The following is a 17857-nucleotide window of genomic DNA, read 5'->3' on the forward strand; positions in this document are numbered from 1 at the left end:
GCTTCCCGAAAGTGCGATCCGCTGAGGCCACGTTCTGGAAAACGAAATCACTCGACATCGGATCACCTCCTTTCGATTTGTTGAACACTTCCTCATGATGGGGTGTCATCCGGCAAATGGCAAGGCGCGGCACTCGAAAATCCTGAACAAGCGTGCTTGTGCACTCGGGCGGCTTGCGGCCGGCCGATCGGGCAGGCAAGATCGAGCCGCGATTGTTCCGGGCCGTTATTTGCCGGGTAAGGGAGGACGGGGATGGAGGCAGCCGAGAGAGCGGCCCGGATTGTTCGGACGGTCATCGAGACGCTGAAGCCGGGTTTCGCGGTGAGGCTGTGGACAGGCGAGCGGATCGGCCCGGCTACCGGCCCGGTGCTCACTATCAACGACCAGGACATCGTCTGGCAGATCGTACGTCGGCCCTCTTTATCGACGCTGATCGAGATGTGGATTGCCAAGGCGGTCGACGTCGAAGACGGATCGCTGTTCGATTTCTACGCCTTGCCCACGCACGGCAAGCTCAGGACGAAGCTCAAGACATTGCCGAAGCTGGCGATCCTGCGCGACCTGCCGGCGGTGCTGTTTTCGCGAAAACAGATGACGACGCGAACCGATCTTTCCGGCCGCAATCCTTTCGTCAGCGGTTCGAGCAAGGAGGCGATCCAGCATCATTACGACATTTCCAACGCATTCTACCGGCTCTTCCTCGACGAGCGCATGGTCTATAGCTGCGGCTACTTCAAGGATTTCGCCAACGATATCGATCAGGCCCAGAGAGACAAGCTCGACCATATCTGCCGCAAGCTTCGCCTGAAGCCCGGCGACAGATTGCTCGACATCGGCTGCGGCTGGGGAGCGATGCTCATCCATGCGGTGAAGAATTATGGCGTCGTCGGCCACGGCGTTTCGCTATCGGAAGCACAGACCGAACTCGCCCGTGAACGCATCCGCGCCGCCGGGCTGGAGGACCGCATCACCATCGAGATCAAGTCCTATGCCGAGCTGTCCGGCTCCTTCGACAAGATCTCCTCGATCGGCATGTTCGAGCATCTGGGGCTTGCCAACCATGCGGCCTATTTCTCGAGGATCCATCGCCTGCTCAAGCCCGGCGGCATCTATCTGCACCACGCCATCACCCGGCGCGACAAGGGCAGCTTGAAGAAGACGCTGCGCAAGGGGCCGGAATTCAAGGCGCTGATCAAATACATTTTTCCGGGCGGCGAACTCGATACGATCGGCATGACGCTCGGCAATCTCGAGGCGCACGGCTTCCTCGTCTACGACGTCGAAAACTTGCGCGAGCACTATGCGCGCACCTGCAGGCTATGGGCAGAGCGTCTCCACGCACGCTTCGACGAAGCCATCGCCGAGGTCGGCGAAGCCAAGGCGCGGCTCTGGCTGCTTTATCTCACCGGTTGCTCGATCACCTTCGAACGCGCCTCGGCGCAGGTCTTCCAGACCGTTGTCACCAGGCGCGCGCGCGGCCCGAGCGGCCTGCCGCCGACGCGGGCGGATTTGTATCGATAGCTACAGGAGGCGCATCGTGGCGCCGATCTCGACGCGGGCCGGTCGGTCGACGGTGCAGTAGACGCCGAGATTATGGGCGTTGTGGCGGACCAGGCTGCGCAGGATTGCCGGGTTGTGGTCGAACCCGTTCTGGCCAATGATGGTGAAGCCGCAGCGGCGGCACGGCTCGGAGATGGTCAGGAGCAGGTCGCCGATTGCCAGCTTGCACCCGATCCATTCCGTCTCGGGAAACGACCCCTCGACCTCTGGCATATCGACGACGATGTTGGGGCGGAAGCGGCGCGCGTCGGCGGCGCCCTCTGGATGCAGCACTTTCAAACGCGCCAGTGAGGCGGTGGTCAGCAGATGAATAGGGGTTTTGACGTAGCGTTCCGTCAGCAGGGGGCCGAGGTAATCCGGAGCCGCATTTTCCCGGCGGAACGGCCGGATGGAAGCCGCAAAGCCGAGATACGCGGAAACCGCGCGATCACTTTGCGCGCCAGGTGCCGAAAGCCAGCGTCCGTCGGGGATGGCGACCTCCAGCCTGCCGGCCTGCGACAGCCGGGTGCGGATGCGGGGCACCTTGTGCCATTTCGCTTCGCGGTCGGGCCGCGCGATTTCATCGGTCGAGGTATCGACAAGACCAAACAGGCGGTCGCCTTCGACGGTATACCAGTCGACGGAGATCGCCTCCTGAAACTCGCCGGCGAGCGAGCTCGCGGGATAGCGCCAAAGCTCGGTGACGGCGCCCAATGCGGGTTGCATCAGCCCTTCTTGTTTTGCCGGTTGGCGATCAGGTCGTCGACGACTGCCGGGTCGGCGAGCGTCGAGGTGTCGCCGAGCGCGGCAAAATCATCCTCGGCGATCTTGCGCAGGATGCGCCGCATGATCTTGCCGGAACGGGTCTTCGGCAGGCCGGGCGCGAACTGGATCTTGTCGGGCGAAGCGATGGCGCCGATCTCCTTGCGGACATGGGCGACGAGCTCCTGGCGCAATTCCTCGCTTGGCGTCTCGCCGGCCATCAGCGTGACATAGCAGTAGATGCCCTGGCCCTTGATATCGTGCGGGTAGCCGACGACGGCGGCCTCCGAGACCTTCTCATGCGAAACCAGCGCCGATTCGACCTCGGCGGTGCCCATGCGGTGGCCGGAGACGTTGATGACGTCATCGACGCGGCCGGTGATCCAGTAGTAGCCGTCAGCATCGCGGCGGCAGCCGTCGCCGGTGAAGTACCTGCCCTTGTAGGTCGAGAAATAGGTCTGCACGAAGCGGTCGTGATCGCCATAGACGGTGCGCATCTGGCCCGGCCATGAGTCGGCAATGCAAAGATTGCCGCTGGCTTCGCCTTCCAGTACCTTGCCGTCGGCGTCGACCAGCTGCGGCTTGACGCCAAAGAAGGGCCGCGTCGCCGAACCCGCCTTGAGGTGGGTGGCGCCCGGAACCGGCGTGATCATGATGCCGCCGGTCTCGGTCTGCCACCAGGTGTCGACGATCGGCACCTTGCCGTTGCCGACGACGTTGAAATACCACTCCCAGGCTTCCGGATTGATCGGCTCGCCGACGGTGCCGAGCACGCGCAGCGACTTGCGCGACGTTTTGGTGACATGGGCATCGCCGGCGCCCATCAGCGCGCGCAGCGCCGTCGGCGCCGTGTAGAAGATGTTGACCTTGTGCTTGTCGATCACGTCCCAGAAACGCGACTGCGACGGGTAGTTCGGCACGCCTTCAAACATCAGCGTGGTGGCGCCGTTGGCGAGCGGCCCGTAGACGATATAGCTGTGGCCGGTGACCCAGCCGACATCGGCGGTGCACCAGTAGATATCGCCGTCATGATAGTCGAAGACATATTGGTGGGTCATCGAGACATAGACGAGATAGCCGGCGGTGGTGTGCAGCACGCCCTTCGGCTTGCCGGTCGAGCCGGATGTGTAGAGGATGAACAGCGGGTCCTCGGCGTTCATCTTCTCGGGCTTGCATTCGGCCTTAACCGTGGCGACCTCGTCATGGTACCAGACGTCGCGCCCGGCGGCCCAGCCGGTCTTGCCGCCGGTGCGGCGCACGACCAAGACCTTTTCGACTTTCGTTCCGGCCTTGGCGGCGATCTCGATCGCCTTGTCGGTGTTCTCCTTCAGCGGGATAGTCTTGCCGCCGCGCAGGCCTTCGTCGGCGGTGATGACGAAGGTCGACTTGCAGTCGTCGATGCGTCCGGCCAGCGCATCCGGCGAAAAGCCGCCGAAGACAACCGAATGAATGGCGCCGATGCGCGTGCAGGCGAGCATCGCATAAGCGGCCTCCGGGATCATCGGCATGTAGATGGTGACGCGGTCGCCCTTCTTGACGCCGTGCTTCTTCATCACATTGGCGAGGCGGCAGACACGTGCGTGAAGTTCGTTATAGGTGATCTTCCTGTCGTCGTAGGGATTGTCGCCTTCCCAGATGATGGCGGTCTGTTCGCCGCGCTTCTTCAGATGCCGGTCGATGCAGTTCCACGAAACGTTTGTCTGGCCATCCTCGAACCATTTGATCGAAACCTTGCCGTCGAAGGACGTGTTCTTGACCTTGCTGTAGGGCTTGAACCAGTCGATGCGCTTGCCGTGCTTGCCCCAGAACTTGTCCGGGTTCTTGACGCTGTCGGCGTACCATTTCAGGTAGGTGTCATTGTCAATCAGCGCGTTCTTCTTCCACGCCGGCTGGACGCGATGGACATGAACATCGGACATTTCTTCGCCTTCCTCCCCAAAACCAAACCGCCGGCTTGACCGCCGGCAGGATCGCGGCGATGCGGCCGCGAATTCGCGCGCATTATTAACAGTTCGGCGGTGACGGCAACATTAGACGTTGGATTCGCGCGGCGGGATGCCGCAGGTGCCTTGCCGGGCGGTGTCAGCACTCTCGTGAGGCGGCTGCTAAGCGCATGTTTTTGCGGGAGGAATCTGGTTTGATCGCAGAAATATCAATAGACGAATAAGCAAATGGGGTGCACAATTTCAGGCTGGGAGGAAGGAGAATCAACCAGGGGACCGGCAATGCGCGACCATTCAGAAATGGACCTGATGCTCAAGGGCTATGGCTTGACCACGGCCAAGATTCTTTATCACTTCCCAGATCATCCGCATCTGCTGCAGAGCTTCATCTGGCAGGATTACGACATCGCCCCGAAATTTCCCGTGCTGATCCGCTTCATCGAGTTCTGGAAGGCCAAGCTCGAAGGCCCGCTGCATTCGGTCAGCTACACGCACCAGAAGCTGATCGCGCCGAACGAATGGCGCAAGGTCGACGGCGAGTTCGTTCTGCATTAGCCGGGCGGGCGGCAGTCTGGGAGCCGCCGCCCAGCTTTTGGAGCGTCAGACTGCGGGCGGGTTCAGCCGGGCAAAACCCTCCTGCCGGCGATAGGGAAAATACGGATAGGGTGCGGTGATCTCACTTGCCGTGTCGAGCTTCTTCATCTGCTCGGCTGTCAAGGACCAGCCGACGGCGCCGAGATTCTGGTGCAACTGCTCCTCGTTGCGCGCGCCAATGATGACGGAGGCGACGGTCGGCCGCTGCAGCAGCCAATTGATGGCGATCTGCGGTATGGTCTTGCCGGTTTCCTCGGCGACAACATCAAGCGCGTCGACGACCCGATAGAGATGCTCATCCTCGACGGGCGGTCCGAAGCTTGCCGTGTCGTGCAGCCGGCTTTTCTCAGGCAGCTTCTGGCCACGGCGGATCTTGCCGGTCAGGCGGCCCCAGCCGAGTGGGCTCCACACCAGCGCACCGACGCCCTGGTCGAGGCCGAGCGGCATCAACTCCCATTCATAATCGCGTCCGACCAGCGAGTAATAGACCTGATGGGCGACGTATCGGGGATAGCCATGTCTATCCGCCAGGCCGAGCGACTTCATCACTTGCCAGCCGGAAAAATTGGAGACGCCGACATAACGCAGCTTGCCGGCGCGCACGAGACTGTCCAGCGTCGACAGCACCTCCTCGATCGGTGTTGCGGCGTCGAAGGCGTGCAGTTGCAGCAGGTCGATGTAATCGGTGCCAAGACGCTTCAGCGCGTCTTCGACGGCCTTGATCAGGCGTGAACGTGACGAGCCGGCATCGTTGGGACCGTCGCCCATCGGCAGCGAGGTCTTGGTCGAGATCAGCACGGCGTCGCGGCGGCCCTTGATGGCAGCGCCGAGCACTTGTTCGGAAGCGCCATTCGAATAGACATCGGCGGTGTCGAACAGGTTGACGCCGGCCTCAAGGCAGATGTCGACCAGCCGCCGTGCTTCCGCCGCATCGCTGTTGCCCCAGGCACCGAACAGCGGGCCTGAACCGCCGAAGGTTCCAGCGCCGAACGAGAGCACCGGGACCTTCAGGCCTGATGCGCCAAGATTTCGATAATCCATGGGTTTGCTCCTTGTGGAAGGATGGCTGTTTCAAAGATTGGCTGAGGTTTGCGTTCTATGACCGCGCGATTTCCGGTGTAGCGAGGACAGGATCTCGGTCGAGACGCAGCGCAAACGCCGCTACGGCAAGCGCTGAAAGTGGCAACAGCGCCGCGACCCAGGTGACGGCACCGAGGCCGGGACCATGGGCGATGACCACGCCGCCGAGCCAGGCGCCGGCCGCATTGCCGAGGTTGAAGGCGGCGATGTTGAAGGATGAAGCTAGGCTCTGGCCGGCGCCTTGCGCCTTCTGCAACACCCATAACTGTAGCGGCGCGACGGTGGCGAAGGCGGCGGCGCCGAGCAGGCCGACATAGATAACGGCCATGACCTGGCTGTGCAGGGCGAAGGTCATGGTGCCGAGCACCAGCGCCAGCACGACGAGACTGCCGAGAACGGACGGTACCAGCCAGCGATCGGCGAACTTGCCGCCGGCGAGGTTGCCGGCGATGAGGCCGCCGCCGAAGACCAGCAGGATCGGCGACACCGCTGTCTCGTCAAAACCGGTGATCTCGGTCAGCAACGGGGCGATGTAGGTGAAGACGGCGAAGACGCCGGCATAGCCAAGCACGGTGGTGGCAAAGCCAAGCAGGACCGGCGCGCGGCCGAGCAAGGCGAGATCGGCGCGCAAATTGCTCTTCTCAGGCTCTGTTCGGCTGCGCGGCACCAGCAGCAGAATGATGGTAAAGGCGGCGATGCCGACCAGGGTCACCGCCCAGAAGGTCGCGCGCCAGCCGAAGGCTTGGCCGAGCCATGTGCCGAAGGGCACGCCGAGGATGTTGGCGATGGTCAGGCCGGTGAACATCAGGGCGATCGCCGAGGCTTTCTTGTTGGGCGCCACCAGTCCGGTCGCCACGACCGAGCCGACGCCGAAGAAGGTACCGTGGGCGAAGGCGGTCAGTACGCGCGCACCCATCAGCGTCCAGTAGTCTGGGGCAAGCGCACAAGCGAGGTTGCCCAGCGTGAAGATCGCCATCAGCGCCAGAAGCACGGTCTTGCGCGGCCAACGGCCGGTCGCGATCGTCAGCAGCGGCGCGCCGATGACGACGCCCAGCGCATAGCCGGAAATCAGCTGGCCGGAAGCTGAGATCGAGACGCCGAGATCGGTGCTGACGTCGAGCAGCAGGCCCATGATGACGAATTCGGTGACGCCGATGCCAAAGGCACCGGCGGCAAGAGCGTAAAGAGCAAGGGGCATGGCGGTTCCCACTTCGATGACGACCAGTTTTGACGACGGGCGCCGTGTCCTCCCACGCCCCGATCCGGAAGATCGTGCCGCGATGTGCTGTGAACCAGCCTTGCATCGGGCACATCGTCTGTGAAATAGATTCACCAATGGCCAGGCCCGACATCAATCGCTCCGGCGAGATCGAAGTGTTCGTCCGCGTCGTCGAGGCGGGCAGCTTTTCAGCCGCTGCCCGCGCGTTGCGGATGACGCCGTCGGCGGTGAGCAAGCTGATCGCGCGGCTGGAGGCGCGGCTTGGTGCGCGGCTGGTCAGCCGTTCGACGCGCAAGCTGCAACTGACGCCGGAGGGGGCGGCGTTCTTCGACAGCGGCGTGCGCGTCCTTGCCGACATGGCGGCGGCCGAGCGCGAGGCAGCGGCGGGTGCCGCGCCGCGTGGCCGGCTGCGGATCAACAGCTACGTGCCTTTCGGGCAGCATCGGCTGATCCCGCTTTTGCCGCGTTTCCTAGAGCGCTACCCCGAAATCTCGGTCGATCTGGTGTTGACCGACGATGTCATCGACCTGATGGAGGAGCGCGCTGACGTCGCCATCCGCGCCGGGCCGCTCGGCGAATCACGGCTGGTGGCGCGCAAGCTCGGGCAGAGCCGGGTGGTCGTCGTTGCGGCGCCATCGTATCTCGAAGCGCGTGGCACGCCCAAGACGCCCGCCGACCTCGATCGTCACAACCGGATGGGATTCCGTTTCGTTCGTCACCTCGAGGGCTGGCCTTTTATCGACGCGGCCGGCAAGCCGATCACCCTGTCGATCATAGGAAATACGCTGGTCAGCGACGGCGAGGCGATGCGGCTGATGGCGCTCTCGGGGGCGGGCATCGCCCGGCTGGCACGCTGGCATGTGGAGGCCGACATTGCCGCCGGCCGGCTTCTGCCGCTGCTGGAAGATTTCAATCCCGGCGACGAGGAACTCACCCACGCCGTCTATGTCGGCCAAGGCAAGTATCTGCCGGCGCGGGTGCGGGCGTTTTTGGACTTTTTGGTCGAGACTGTTCGGCTGACTTGAGCCCAAAAAAAGATCGGGAGCCTGCCGGCTCCCAAAGCATCGAATCGAAGGTAAATTGAACTACTTTTTCGGCACAAAGGGCGCCGGCCGCCGGCCGGCCGCCTGACGCTCCAGCATCCAGCCGGGGTATTCGGCGGGCAGGGCACTGACTTCGTCGAGGCGAACAAGATCATCGGCATCGAGCTGCAACTCGGTGGCTGCAAGGTTCTGTTCCAGCTGCTCCATGCGGCTGGCGCCGATGATGACGCTCATCACGAATGGCTTGGCCAGGACATAGCCGAGCGCCACCGTGGCGACGCTGACGCCGTGCTTGACGGCGATCTCGCGCATGACAGCGACCGCTGCCCAGGCACGGTCCTCATTGACCGGCGGGAAATTGAAGCTGGCGCGGCGGCCCTCGCCATTGCCGGGGGCGCCCGGTCCGTATTTGCCGGAGAGCAGGCCGCCAGCCATCGGCGACCAGACCATCAGCCCGAGTTTCTCCTCGTTGAGCAGCGGCACGATTTCGCGCTCGAGATCGCGGCCGGCGATCGAATAATACGACTGCACGGTCTCGAAGCGGGCAAAGCCTTTGCGCTCCGCAATACCCAGCGCCTTGGCGATGCGCCAGGCCTGCCAGTTCGAGACGCCGACATAGCGGACCTTGCCGGCGGCAACCAGGTCGTCGAGCGCCCGCAGCGTTTCGTCGATCGGCGTCACCGTGTCGGTGCCGTGCAGCTGGTAGAGATCGATGTGATCGAGCTGTAGCCGCTCGAGGCTGCTCTCGACCGAATCCATGATGTGGCCGCGCGAGGAACCGCGCTGGTTCGGGCCGCCGCCCATGGCGCCATGAACCTTGGTGGCGATGATCACGTCCTGACGGTTGACGCCAAGGTTCCTGAGCGACTGGCCGAGAAGCCGTTCCGAGGCGCCGAAGGAATAGACATCCGCCGTGTCGAAGAAATTGACGCCGGCGGCGAGGGAGCGGGCAACGATCTCGTCGACGCCCTTCTGGTCGAGGCTGGCGATCAGGCCCCATTGGGCATTCTCGCCGGCCGCGCCGAACGTCATCGTGCCGAGGCAAAGTTCGGAGACGAACATCCCCGTATTTCCAAGTTGATTGTAACGCATGGTGGCTCCAGACGGGTTGAGAATAACTCGATCGATATAGGAACGAAACGTTCCGTTTCTATGCGCTGGCTTAGTCAATGTCAGCTTGTGGCCTAAGGGCGGCTGCGCCTCATCTGGCGCCGAAAATCGCCGATCCAACCCTGACATTGGTCGCGCCGAAGGCGATCGCGGTTTCGTAGTCGCCGGACATGCCCATGGAGAGCTTGTCGACGCCGGCCTCAAGCCCAAGCTTTTCCAGCAGCGCGAAATGCGGGCCGGGGTTCTCGTCGGCCGGCGGAATGCACATCAGCCCTTCGATGGCGAGGGCGTGAACCGAGCGGCAGCGGGCGACGAAGGCGACAGCCTCGCGTGGCTCGATGCCGGCCTTTTGCGGCTCGGAGCCGGTGTTGACCTGGACATAGAGCCTTGGCGTCCTGCCCTGCCTGGCGATCTCCTTGGCCAGCTCTGCGGCGATCTTTTCACGGTCGATGGTTTCGATGACGTCGAACAATGCCACCGCTTCCTTGGCCTTGTTCGATTGCAGCGGACCGATCAGATGCAGCTCGACGTCGGGAAACGCCGTCCGCAGTGCCGGCCATTTGGCTTGTGCTTCCTGGACGCGGTTTTCGCCGAAGACGCGCTGGCCGGCCTCGATGACGGGGCGGATATCGGCGGCGTCGAAGGTTTTCGAGACCGCGACCAGCGTCACCGCTCCGGCCTCACGGCCTGCCTCGCGCTCGGCGGCAGCGATCCTTGCCTTGACCGTGAAAAGCTGTTCGGCGGCGCTCGCCATGCCTATATCCTGCCTGTGTTTGGCTTTTCGCCGGATCGCCGCAGTTGACGGGTCCGGCAATCCATGGTGAACACCGCGACGACATTTCCTGAGCCGCCCGGGCATTGTCCGGCGGCTCGCGCATGCTTTTAAGTGAAAAACACCCGATGGCAACCGAACGATACAATCCGCGCGCGTCAGAGCCCAAATGGCAGAAGGCCTGGGACGCCAAGAAGCTGTTCGAAGCCGACAATGACGACCCGCGCCCGAAATACTACGTGCTGGAGATGTTCCCCTATCCGTCGGGGCGCATCCATATCGGCCATACCCGCAACTATACGATGGGCGATGTGGTGGCGCGCTACAAGCGGGCCAAGGGTTTCAATGTGCTGCACCCGATGGGCTGGGACGCCTTTGGCATGCCAGCCGAAAACGCGGCGATGCAGAACAAGGTCCATCCCAAGGACTGGACCTATCAGAACATCGCCGCCATGCGCGAGCAGCTCAAGGTCATGGGCCTGTCGCTCGATTGGGCGCGCGAGTTCGCCACCTGCGATGTCGACTACTATCACCGCCAGCAGATGCTGTTCCTCGATTTCGTCGAGAAGGGGCTGGTGACGCGCAAATCCTCCAAGGTCAACTGGGATCCGGAGGACATGACGGTGCTTGCCAACGAGCAGGTCATCGACGGACGCGGCTGGCGCTCAGGCGCGCTGGTGGAACAGCGCGAGCTGACGCAGTGGTTCTTCAAGATCACCGATTATGCGCAGGATCTGCTGGATTCGCTCGATCAGCTCGACGACTGGCCGGAAAAAGTGAAGCTGATGCAGGCGAACTGGATCGGCCGTTCAGAAGGGCTGCTGATCCGCTGGCCGCTGGTCAAGCCAATCGCCGGCGAGCATGAGCTCGAAGTCTATACGACAAGGCCCGACACGATCTTCGGCGCGTCCTTCATGGCGATTGCGGCCGACCATCCGCTGGCCAAAAAGGCCGCCAAAGACAATCCGGCACTGGCAAAGTTCATCGACGAAGTCCGCCATATGGGCACTTCGGCGGCGGCCTTGGAGACGGCCGAGAAGAAGGGTTTCGATACCGGCACTCGCGTCGTCCATCCGTTCGACGAGAGGTGGACGCTACCCGTCTACGTCGCCAATTTCGTGCTGATGGACTATGGCACCGGCGCCATCTTCGGCTGCCCGGCACATGACCAGCGCGACCTCGACTTCGCCAACAGATACGGCCTTCCGGTCATTCCGGTGGTGATGCCGGAAGGCAAGAATCAAGGAAGCTTCCAGGTCATCGACGAGGCTTACGTCGATGATGGCGCGATGATCAATTCGCGCTTCCTCGACGGCATGAAGCCGGATCAGGCATTCGACGAGGTGGCGAAGCTGCTGGAACAAAGGACCATCGGCAACCGGCCGATGGCAGAGCGCAAGGTGAATTTCCGCCTGCGCGACTGGGGCATTTCGCGCCAGCGCTATTGGGGCTGCCCGATCCCGATGATCCATTGCGAGGATTGCGGCGTGGTGCCGGTGCCGAAAGCCGACCTGCCGGTCAAGCTGCCGGACGACATCGAGTTCGACCGGCCGGGCAATCCGCTCGATCGCCATCCGACATGGCGGCACGTCAAATGCCCGCGTTGCGGCAAGGATGCGCGGCGCGAAACCGACACGATGGACACATTTGTCGATTCTTCGTGGTATTTCGCTCGCTTCACCGCGCCGTGGGCAAACGATCCGACCGATCCCGAGGCCGCGACTGAATGGCTGCCGGTCGACCAGTATATTGGCGGTATTGAGCATGCGATCCTGCATTTGCTCTATTCGCGCTTTTTCACCCGCGCCATGCGCGAGACCGGCCATGTCGATCTCGCCGAGCCGTTCAGGGGCCTGTTCACGCAAGGCATGGTGGTGCACGAGACCTATCGGGTTGGCGGCGCCTCGAACGGCCGCTGGCTTGCGCCAAGCGAGGTCAGGCTGGAAGACGCCGACGGCAAGCGCCGCGCCTTCGAAATCGCCACCGGCGAAGAGGCGGTGATCGGTCCGCTCGAAAAGATGTCGAAGTCGAAGAAGAATACGGTGAGTCCGGAAGAGATCACCGACGGCTACGGCGCCGATACGGCGCGCTGGTTCATGCTGTCGGACTCGCCGCCCGAGCGCGATGTCGAATGGACCGACGAGGGTGCGGCCGGCGCGCACCGCTTCATCCAGCGCATCTGGCGCCTGGTGTCGACGGCTGCCGAATCGCTCGCCGGAGTCCGGCCAGAGGCGGCGAAGGACGGCGAGGCCGGGACAGTGTCCAAGGCCGCGCACAAGATCCTGAAATCGGTCGGTGAGGATATCGAAAAGCTCGCCTTCAACCGCGCCATCGCCCGCATCTATGAGCTCGCCAATGCCTTGACTGTACCGCTCAACGAGGCGGCAGAGGGCAAGGCCGGTCCGGCGCTGCAAGCGGCCTGCCGTGAGGCCGTCGAGATCCTGGTGCACCTGATCGCGCCGGTCATGCCGCATCTGGCCGAGGAGTGCTGGCAGACGCTCGGCGGCACCGACCTTGTCGCCGAACGGCCCTGGCCGGTCTACGATCCCTCGCTTGTCGTCGACGCCGAGATCGTGCTGCCGGTGCAGGTCAACGGCAAGAAGCGCGGCGATTTGACAATTGCCCGCGACGCGGACCAAGGTGCGGTCGAAAAAGCGGTTCTGGCCCTCGACTTCGTGCAGAGAGCGCTCGAAGGTAAGGCGCCGCGCAAGGTGATCATCGTGCCGCAGAGGATCGTTAATGTCGTTGCCTGATCCGCGAAAGACAGAGCTGACGCTGCGCCGCGTCGTGCTTTGCGGGCTGCTCGCCTCGGTGGCGCTGGTTTCCGCCTGTACGGTGCGGCCGCTCTATTCGAGCGCGCCGCTGATCGCCGGCTCGCAGGTCGGCGCTGCTGCCGAGCTGGCATCGATCTCGGTCAAGCCGGTCAAGACCCGCTACGCCCAGCAGGTCCGCAACAATTTGATCTTCGCGCTCGGCCGGGGCGCCGGCGAGCCGGCTTCGCCGGTCTATTCGCTTGATCTCGGCGTCTCCGAACTCGTCGAATCGGCGGCAATCGAGCAGGTCACGACAGACGAGGACGAGCCGACCGCCGGCACTGTAACGCTGACCGCCAACTATGTGCTCAGCGATGCCAAGACGGGCACGGTCATAGCGAGGGGCAAGCGCTCGATTCCGTCGTCATACGACAGGCCGCGCCAGGAATTCGCGTCATACCGAGCCCAGATCGACGCCGAGAACCGTGCGGCGCGCGAGCTGGCAGATGTGCTGCGGCTGTCGATCGCTCAGGATCTGATCAAGCACGGCAAGCCGGCGGCAAGCTAGGTCTTTCCGGAGTGCGCAATCTGCAAAAAAAGGCCGATTGCTCGGCCTTTTTTTTTTCGTAGGATAGTCGCTTCAGCCGATCTTCTGCCCGGTCTTTGCCCAGTCGGCGAGGAACAGTTCCAGGCCCTTGTCGGTCAGCGGGTGTTTGACCAGTGCCTTGAGCGTCGCCGGCGGCGCGGTGATGACATCGGCACCGATTAGCGCCGCCTGCTTGACATGGTTCACGGTGCGCACAGAAGCGGTCAGGATCTCGGTCTGGAAGTCATAATTGTCGTAGATGGTGCGGATATCGGCAATCAGCTCCATGCCGTCCCAGCCGCTGTCGTCGATGCGGCCGACGAAGGGCGAGATGAAGGAGGCGCCGGCCTTGGCGGCGAGCAGCGCCTGGGTGGCCGAGAAGCACAGCGTGACGTTGACCATGCGGCCGTCCGACCGGATGTCCTTGCAGGCTCTCAGGCCATCGAGCGTCAGCGGCACCTTGATGCAGACATTGTCGGCGATCCTGGCCAGGATCTTGGCCTCCGCCATCATGTCCTTGTATTCGGTGGCGACGACTTCGGCCGAGACTGGGCCCTTGACGATCTCGCAGATCTCTCTTGTGACGTCGGCGATCTTGCCGCCGGATTTCAGGATCAGCGACGGATTGGTGGTTACGCCGTCGAGCAGCCCCAAATCGTTCAGCTCGCGGATTTCCTTGACATCGGCGGTGTCGACAAAAAATTTCATGGCGGTCTCCTGAAGATTTTTCATGTGCACGTCATGCACATTCGGGGTCGGACTTTGATCTAGACCAAAGTCGGGGCAAGGTCACGCCTCATGATCGAAGATTCGCCCTTTGTCGCGGCCGCACCGGTGCTGGTGCCGATGCCCGCCGAGCGCCCCTACACCTATGCCGTGCCGGCTGGCATGCGCGTGGTGCCGGGCTCGATCGTGCGCGTTCCGCTTGGGCCCCGCCAGGTCGCCGGCATCGTCTGGGACGGCGCCGTCGAAAAGGTCGACGCGAAGAAATTGCGGCCGATCGAGCAGGTTTTCGACTGCCCGCCGATCGACCGCGCGATGCGGCGTTTTGTCGATTGGGTGGCGCAGTACACGCTGTCGCCGCCCGGCATGGTGGCGCGCATGCTGCTCAGGGCGCCGGAGGCGTTCGATCCGGAGCCGTGGATCGAAGGGCTGCAGCGCACCTTCGCCAAGCCCGACCGGATGACGGAGGCGAGGACGCGCGTGCTGGAGACGGCCGAAGGCGGACTTGCCTGGACGCGATCCGGCCTGGCGCATGCGGCAGGCGTGTCGTCGACGGTGGTGGACGGGCTGCGGGCGCAGGGCGTATTCCAGACGGTGATGATCCCGCCGCGGCCGGTGGTCGCAGCACCCGATCCCGGCTACGCCGTGCCTTCACTGATGCCCGACCAGAGCGATGCCGCCGAGACGCTGCGCGCCAATGTCGCGACCGGTACATTCGGGGTCACCCTGCTCGACGGTGTAACCGGATCCGGCAAGACGGAGGTCTATTTCGAGGCGGTCGCGGCCGCGCTCGATCGCGGCAAGCAGGTGCTGATCCTGCTGCCGGAAATTGCGCTGACCCATGCCTTCCTCGAACGCTTCCAGGAGCGGTTCGGCGCCAAGCCGGCGGAGTGGCACTCGGACCTGCCGCCAAGGATGCGCGAAAAGGTCTGGCGGCAGGTAGCGGAAGGCGGCGCGCGGGTCGTCGCCGGCGCGCGCTCGGCGCTGTTCCTGCCGTTCAGGGAGCTTGGACTGATCGTCGTCGACGAAGAGCACGATCCCGCCTACAAGCAGGAGGATCGCGTCTTTTACAACGCGCGCGACATGGCCGTGGTGCGCGGCCATATCGGCGGCTTTCCGGTCGTGCTCGCTTCGGCGACACCGTCGGTCGAAAGCCGGGTCAATGCCAGCCAGGGCCGCTACAGCAGGGCGGTGCTTTCGGCGCGCTTTGCCGAGGCGGCACTTCCCGATCTCAAGACGATCGACATGCGCCGCGCGCCGCCGGCACGCGGCGGTTTCCTGTCGCCGGTGTTGCTTGGACAAATGCGGCAGACACTGGCAAAACAGGAACAGTCGCTGCTGTTCCTCAACCGCCGCGGTTATGCGCCGCTGACGCTCTGCCGGGTCTGCGGCCACCGCTTCGGCTGTCCGGTCTGCTCGGCCTGGCTGGTCGAGCACCGCTTTCGCGGCCAGCTCGTCTGCCACCACTGCGGGCACAATGAACGCCGGCCCGAAGCCTGTCCGGAATGCGGCACGCTCGATCATCTGGTCGCCTGCGGGCCAGGCGTCGAGCGCATCGCCGAGGAGGTCGTCGCGCATTTCCCCGATGCCCGCACCATCGTCTTGTCGTCCGACCTGATGGGCGGCGTGCGGCGGCTGCGGCTCGAGCTTGAAGCCATCGCCAATGGCGAGGCCGACATCGTCATCGGCACGCAACTCGTCGCGAAGGGCCATAATTTCCCCAACATGACGCTGGTCGGTGTGGTCGATGCCGATCTCGGCCTTGCCAATGGCGACCCGCGCGCCGCCGAGCGCACCTTCCAACTGCTCAGCCAGGTGACCGGCCGCGCCGGTCGCACCGGCAAGAAAAGCCTCGGCCTGCTGCAGACCTTCCAACCCGACCACCCGGTGATGCGCGCGATCGTCTCAGGCGATGCCGAGGCCTTCTACGAGCGCGAGATCGCCGAGCGTGAGCGGGCGGGGCTGCCGCCCTTCGGCAGGCTCGCCGGCGTCATCGTCAGCGCGGCGACACGGGCCGAAGCCGAAGGGCACGCCCGTGGCCTGCGTCGCGCCGCGCCGCAAGCCACCGACCTGTTCGTGCTCGGCCCGGCCGAGGCGCCGCTGTCATTGATCGGCGGCCGCCATCGCTTTCGCCTGCTGATCCAGGGCGAGCGGCGCGCCGACATGCAAGGGTTCATTCGCACCATGCTGGCCGAGGGACCAAAGATAAGGGGCTCGGTGCGAGTCCAGGTCGACATCGACCCGCAGAGCTTTTTGTAAGCTGTCGAATTACCCTTTCGAGGCGCGTTCGGTGAATGGGTTCAGGTAAGGCACGTCGAGAATCGCAAAATGCCGGGTGTTGGCCGTCAAAACTGACAGGCCGTGCAAACGGGCAGTAGCTGCGATCAGAACGTCCGCCAGACCCGGATTGGCGCCTCTGGCGATAGTGGCGTCTTCCAGTTTTCCGGCTTCTCGCGCGATTGCTAAATCGATGGGAAGGATGCGCTGGTTGAACTCTAGAAGCAACCTTTCGAACCACTCATTGATGCGCTCTGCCTTCATATGCCCGCCCGCCCGCTTCAGTTTCGCGATTCCTCGTTCCACCTCCAAGATGACGATCGACGAGAGCTGCCAAGAGCCGCGTTCTCCTTGTTCGGCAACCCAGTTCTGCACGTGTGCCGGAAGCAGAGGCCGACCAGGTGCAAATGCCGAGAGAAAAGACGTATCAAGCAGATAGCCGGTCAAAACTCCACTTCCCGCGACGGCGATTCGTTTCGCTCAAGCTCGATGCCGCCTGGATACTGAAGCAGGAAATCCACGAAGTCTTTTTGGCTGTTCTGCGGATAAAGTTTCCGTCCCTCACCGATTGGCACCACCATGACTGCGGGCTTGCCGTGCTTGGTGATAACCGTGGGCTCACCGTTCTCAGCAGCCTCCACGAGCGCGGAAAGGCTGGCCTTTGCCTCTCGTAGTTGCATCGTCTTCATGCGCGGAACCTCTTGTGGTCTCATGTAGTCACAATATAGGAATTGTGCAGAAAAAAACAGCCCGTTGTGTAACGTCCTGTTAGCCCGGTCGATACAACGGCGCTCGCGTTGGGCTGACGCCCCGTAAATTGCGACGGCCCATCTGGCGCATGTCTCTTGCTTCGCTAGAATGCCCGAAAATTTTGAATATCCATTTACGAGGGGACAAGGATGGAATTTGCGTTTCCATGGCCGATGAGCCAGGGCGAGTGGCTGGCATGGTCAAGCGCCGTCGTGACCTTGCTTTTCGGGCTGCTGCTGTTCCTGGCGCCAGGGCTGGCCTTCCGGATTCTCAGGCTGCAGGTCAAGCCCGAGAAGGCGGCGGCGATCGCCGAAGGTCGCGGCAGGATGTCGGGCTTCTATCTCGGTGTCAGCCTGTGCTGCATCCTCTTGGCGCAGCCGCTGCTCTATATGGCGCTCGGCTTCTCCTGGCTGTTCACCGCCTTCGGCCGGCTGCTATCGATGATGTCGGACGGCGCCAACACGCCGTTCAACTGGGCTTCCATCGTCGTCGAGCTGGTGCTGGCGGCGCTGCCGCTTGCCTTCGCCTTCGGCTTTTTGCCCTGAATCAGGGATCAATCCGGGGTTGGTTGCTGAACTCGCCCGGCGGATGCGACAATAGTGCCTGAAAACCATGCCGGACGACGCATTGCGGTCTGAAAATGCCTGTGCTAGACGGCAATCGACTTTCGACCGGGGATAGCGGAAGCCGCGCCTCCGTGCTTGGA

At 63.3% G+C, this 17857-nt stretch carries 16 protein-coding genes; 7 read left to right on the forward strand and 9 right to left on the reverse strand.

Going from position 1 to position 17857, the window contains the following annotated elements:
• The first annotated feature begins 252 nt into the window (after positions 1–252).
• The gene (locus tag NKH99_RS13515; protein WP_352451225.1) at positions 253–1521 is read left to right on the forward strand and encodes a class I SAM-dependent methyltransferase; all 1269 of its coding nucleotides are present in this window, start codon (positions 253–255) and stop codon (positions 1519–1521) included.
• Here the strand turns inward: NKH99_RS13515 and NKH99_RS13520 are convergent, their stop codons facing one another.
• Both NKH99_RS13520 and acs read right to left on the reverse strand, forming a co-directional pair.
• Positions 1522–2265, reverse strand: coding sequence for an MOSC domain-containing protein (locus tag NKH99_RS13520; RefSeq protein ID WP_352613263.1), 744 nt, complete (start codon positions 2263–2265; stop codon positions 1522–1524). It abuts the gene before it with no gap.
• Positions 2265–4220 carry an acetate--CoA ligase gene (gene acs / locus NKH99_RS13525; protein ID WP_352471293.1) on the reverse strand — a complete coding sequence of 652 codons (1956 nt, stop codon included), beginning with the start codon at positions 4218–4220 and terminating at the stop codon, positions 2265–2267. The genes NKH99_RS13520 and acs overlap by 1 nt, the downstream gene beginning before the upstream one ends.
• 306 nt (positions 4221–4526) lie before the next feature.
• On the opposite strand from acs, the gene NKH99_RS13530 reads away from it, so the two are divergent.
• Positions 4527–4799 (forward strand): usg protein, encoded by a 273-nt coding sequence (locus NKH99_RS13530; RefSeq protein WP_023678111.1) that lies wholly within the window; start codon positions 4527–4529, stop codon positions 4797–4799.
• 45 nt (positions 4800–4844) lie between these two features.
• On the opposite strand, the gene NKH99_RS13535 is transcribed toward NKH99_RS13530, so the two are convergent.
• Together NKH99_RS13535 and NKH99_RS13540 are read right to left on the reverse strand one after the other, a co-directional pair.
• Positions 4845–5879, reverse strand: a complete 1035-nt coding sequence (locus NKH99_RS13535) for an aldo/keto reductase (protein WP_353014388.1) — start codon at positions 5877–5879, stop codon at positions 4845–4847.
• Positions 5880–5934: 55 nt separating this feature from the next.
• Positions 5935–7116 (reverse strand): MFS transporter, encoded by a 1182-nt coding sequence (locus NKH99_RS13540; protein ID WP_352471291.1) that lies wholly within the window; start codon positions 7114–7116, stop codon positions 5935–5937.
• Positions 7117–7253: 137 nt separating this feature from the next.
• Here NKH99_RS13540 and NKH99_RS13545 point away from each other — a divergent pair, with 137 nt between their 5' ends.
• Positions 7254–8162, forward strand: coding sequence for a LysR family transcriptional regulator (locus NKH99_RS13545; RefSeq protein ID WP_352500794.1), 909 nt, complete (start codon positions 7254–7256; stop codon positions 8160–8162).
• A 60-nt stretch (positions 8163–8222) separates the two neighbouring features.
• Here NKH99_RS13545 and NKH99_RS13550 read toward each other — a convergent pair whose 3' ends face one another.
• A complete protein-coding gene (locus NKH99_RS13550) occupies positions 8223–9272 on the reverse strand; it encodes an aldo/keto reductase (protein ID WP_352471289.1) in 1050 nt (349 codons plus the stop codon).
• A gap of 109 nt (positions 9273–9381) precedes the next feature.
• Positions 9382–10044 carry a YggS family pyridoxal phosphate-dependent enzyme gene (locus NKH99_RS13555; RefSeq protein ID WP_353014389.1) on the reverse strand — a complete coding sequence of 221 codons (663 nt, stop codon included), beginning with the start codon at positions 10042–10044 and terminating at the stop codon, positions 9382–9384.
• Positions 10045–10190: 146 nt separating this feature from the next.
• On the opposite strand from NKH99_RS13555, the gene leuS reads away from it, so the two are divergent.
• Positions 10191–12815 carry a leucine--tRNA ligase gene (gene leuS / locus NKH99_RS13560; RefSeq protein WP_353014390.1) on the forward strand — a complete coding sequence of 875 codons (2625 nt, stop codon included), beginning with the start codon at positions 10191–10193 and terminating at the stop codon, positions 12813–12815.
• Positions 12802–13383 carry an LPS assembly lipoprotein LptE gene (locus NKH99_RS13565; RefSeq protein ID WP_352504883.1) on the forward strand — a complete coding sequence of 194 codons (582 nt, stop codon included), beginning with the start codon at positions 12802–12804 and terminating at the stop codon, positions 13381–13383. The genes leuS and NKH99_RS13565 overlap by 14 nt, the downstream gene beginning before the upstream one ends.
• A gap of 72 nt (positions 13384–13455) precedes the next feature.
• Here NKH99_RS13565 and fsa read toward each other — a convergent pair whose 3' ends face one another.
• On the reverse strand, positions 13456–14109 hold the full coding sequence (gene fsa / locus NKH99_RS13570; RefSeq protein ID WP_023678103.1) for a fructose-6-phosphate aldolase: 654 nt from the start codon (positions 14107–14109) through the stop codon (positions 13456–13458).
• 90 nt (positions 14110–14199) lie between these two features.
• Here fsa and NKH99_RS13575 point away from each other — a divergent pair, with 90 nt between their 5' ends.
• Positions 14200–16383, forward strand: coding sequence for a primosomal protein N' (locus NKH99_RS13575; protein WP_353014391.1), 2184 nt, complete (start codon positions 14200–14202; stop codon positions 16381–16383).
• Between the two features lie 9 nt (positions 16384–16392).
• Here NKH99_RS13575 and NKH99_RS13580 read toward each other — a convergent pair whose 3' ends face one another.
• Positions 16393–16848 (reverse strand): type II toxin-antitoxin system VapC family toxin, encoded by a 456-nt coding sequence (locus NKH99_RS13580; RefSeq protein WP_352471284.1) that lies wholly within the window; start codon positions 16846–16848, stop codon positions 16393–16395.
• A complete protein-coding gene (locus NKH99_RS13585) occupies positions 16845–17090 on the reverse strand; it encodes a type II toxin-antitoxin system Phd/YefM family antitoxin (protein ID WP_254018681.1) in 246 nt (81 codons plus the stop codon). The genes NKH99_RS13580 and NKH99_RS13585 overlap by 4 nt, the downstream gene beginning before the upstream one ends.
• Positions 17091–17300: 210 nt before the next feature.
• Between NKH99_RS13585 and NKH99_RS13590 the strand changes: the two genes are divergently transcribed.
• Positions 17301–17696, forward strand: a complete 396-nt coding sequence (locus NKH99_RS13590; protein WP_352500793.1) for an AGROH133_08824 family phage infection protein — start codon at positions 17301–17303, stop codon at positions 17694–17696.
• Positions 17697–17857 lie beyond the last annotated feature (161 nt).

Source organism: Mesorhizobium sp. M0854, from assembly GCF_040319815.1.
Lineage (GTDB): Bacteria > Pseudomonadota > Alphaproteobacteria > Rhizobiales > Rhizobiaceae > Mesorhizobium.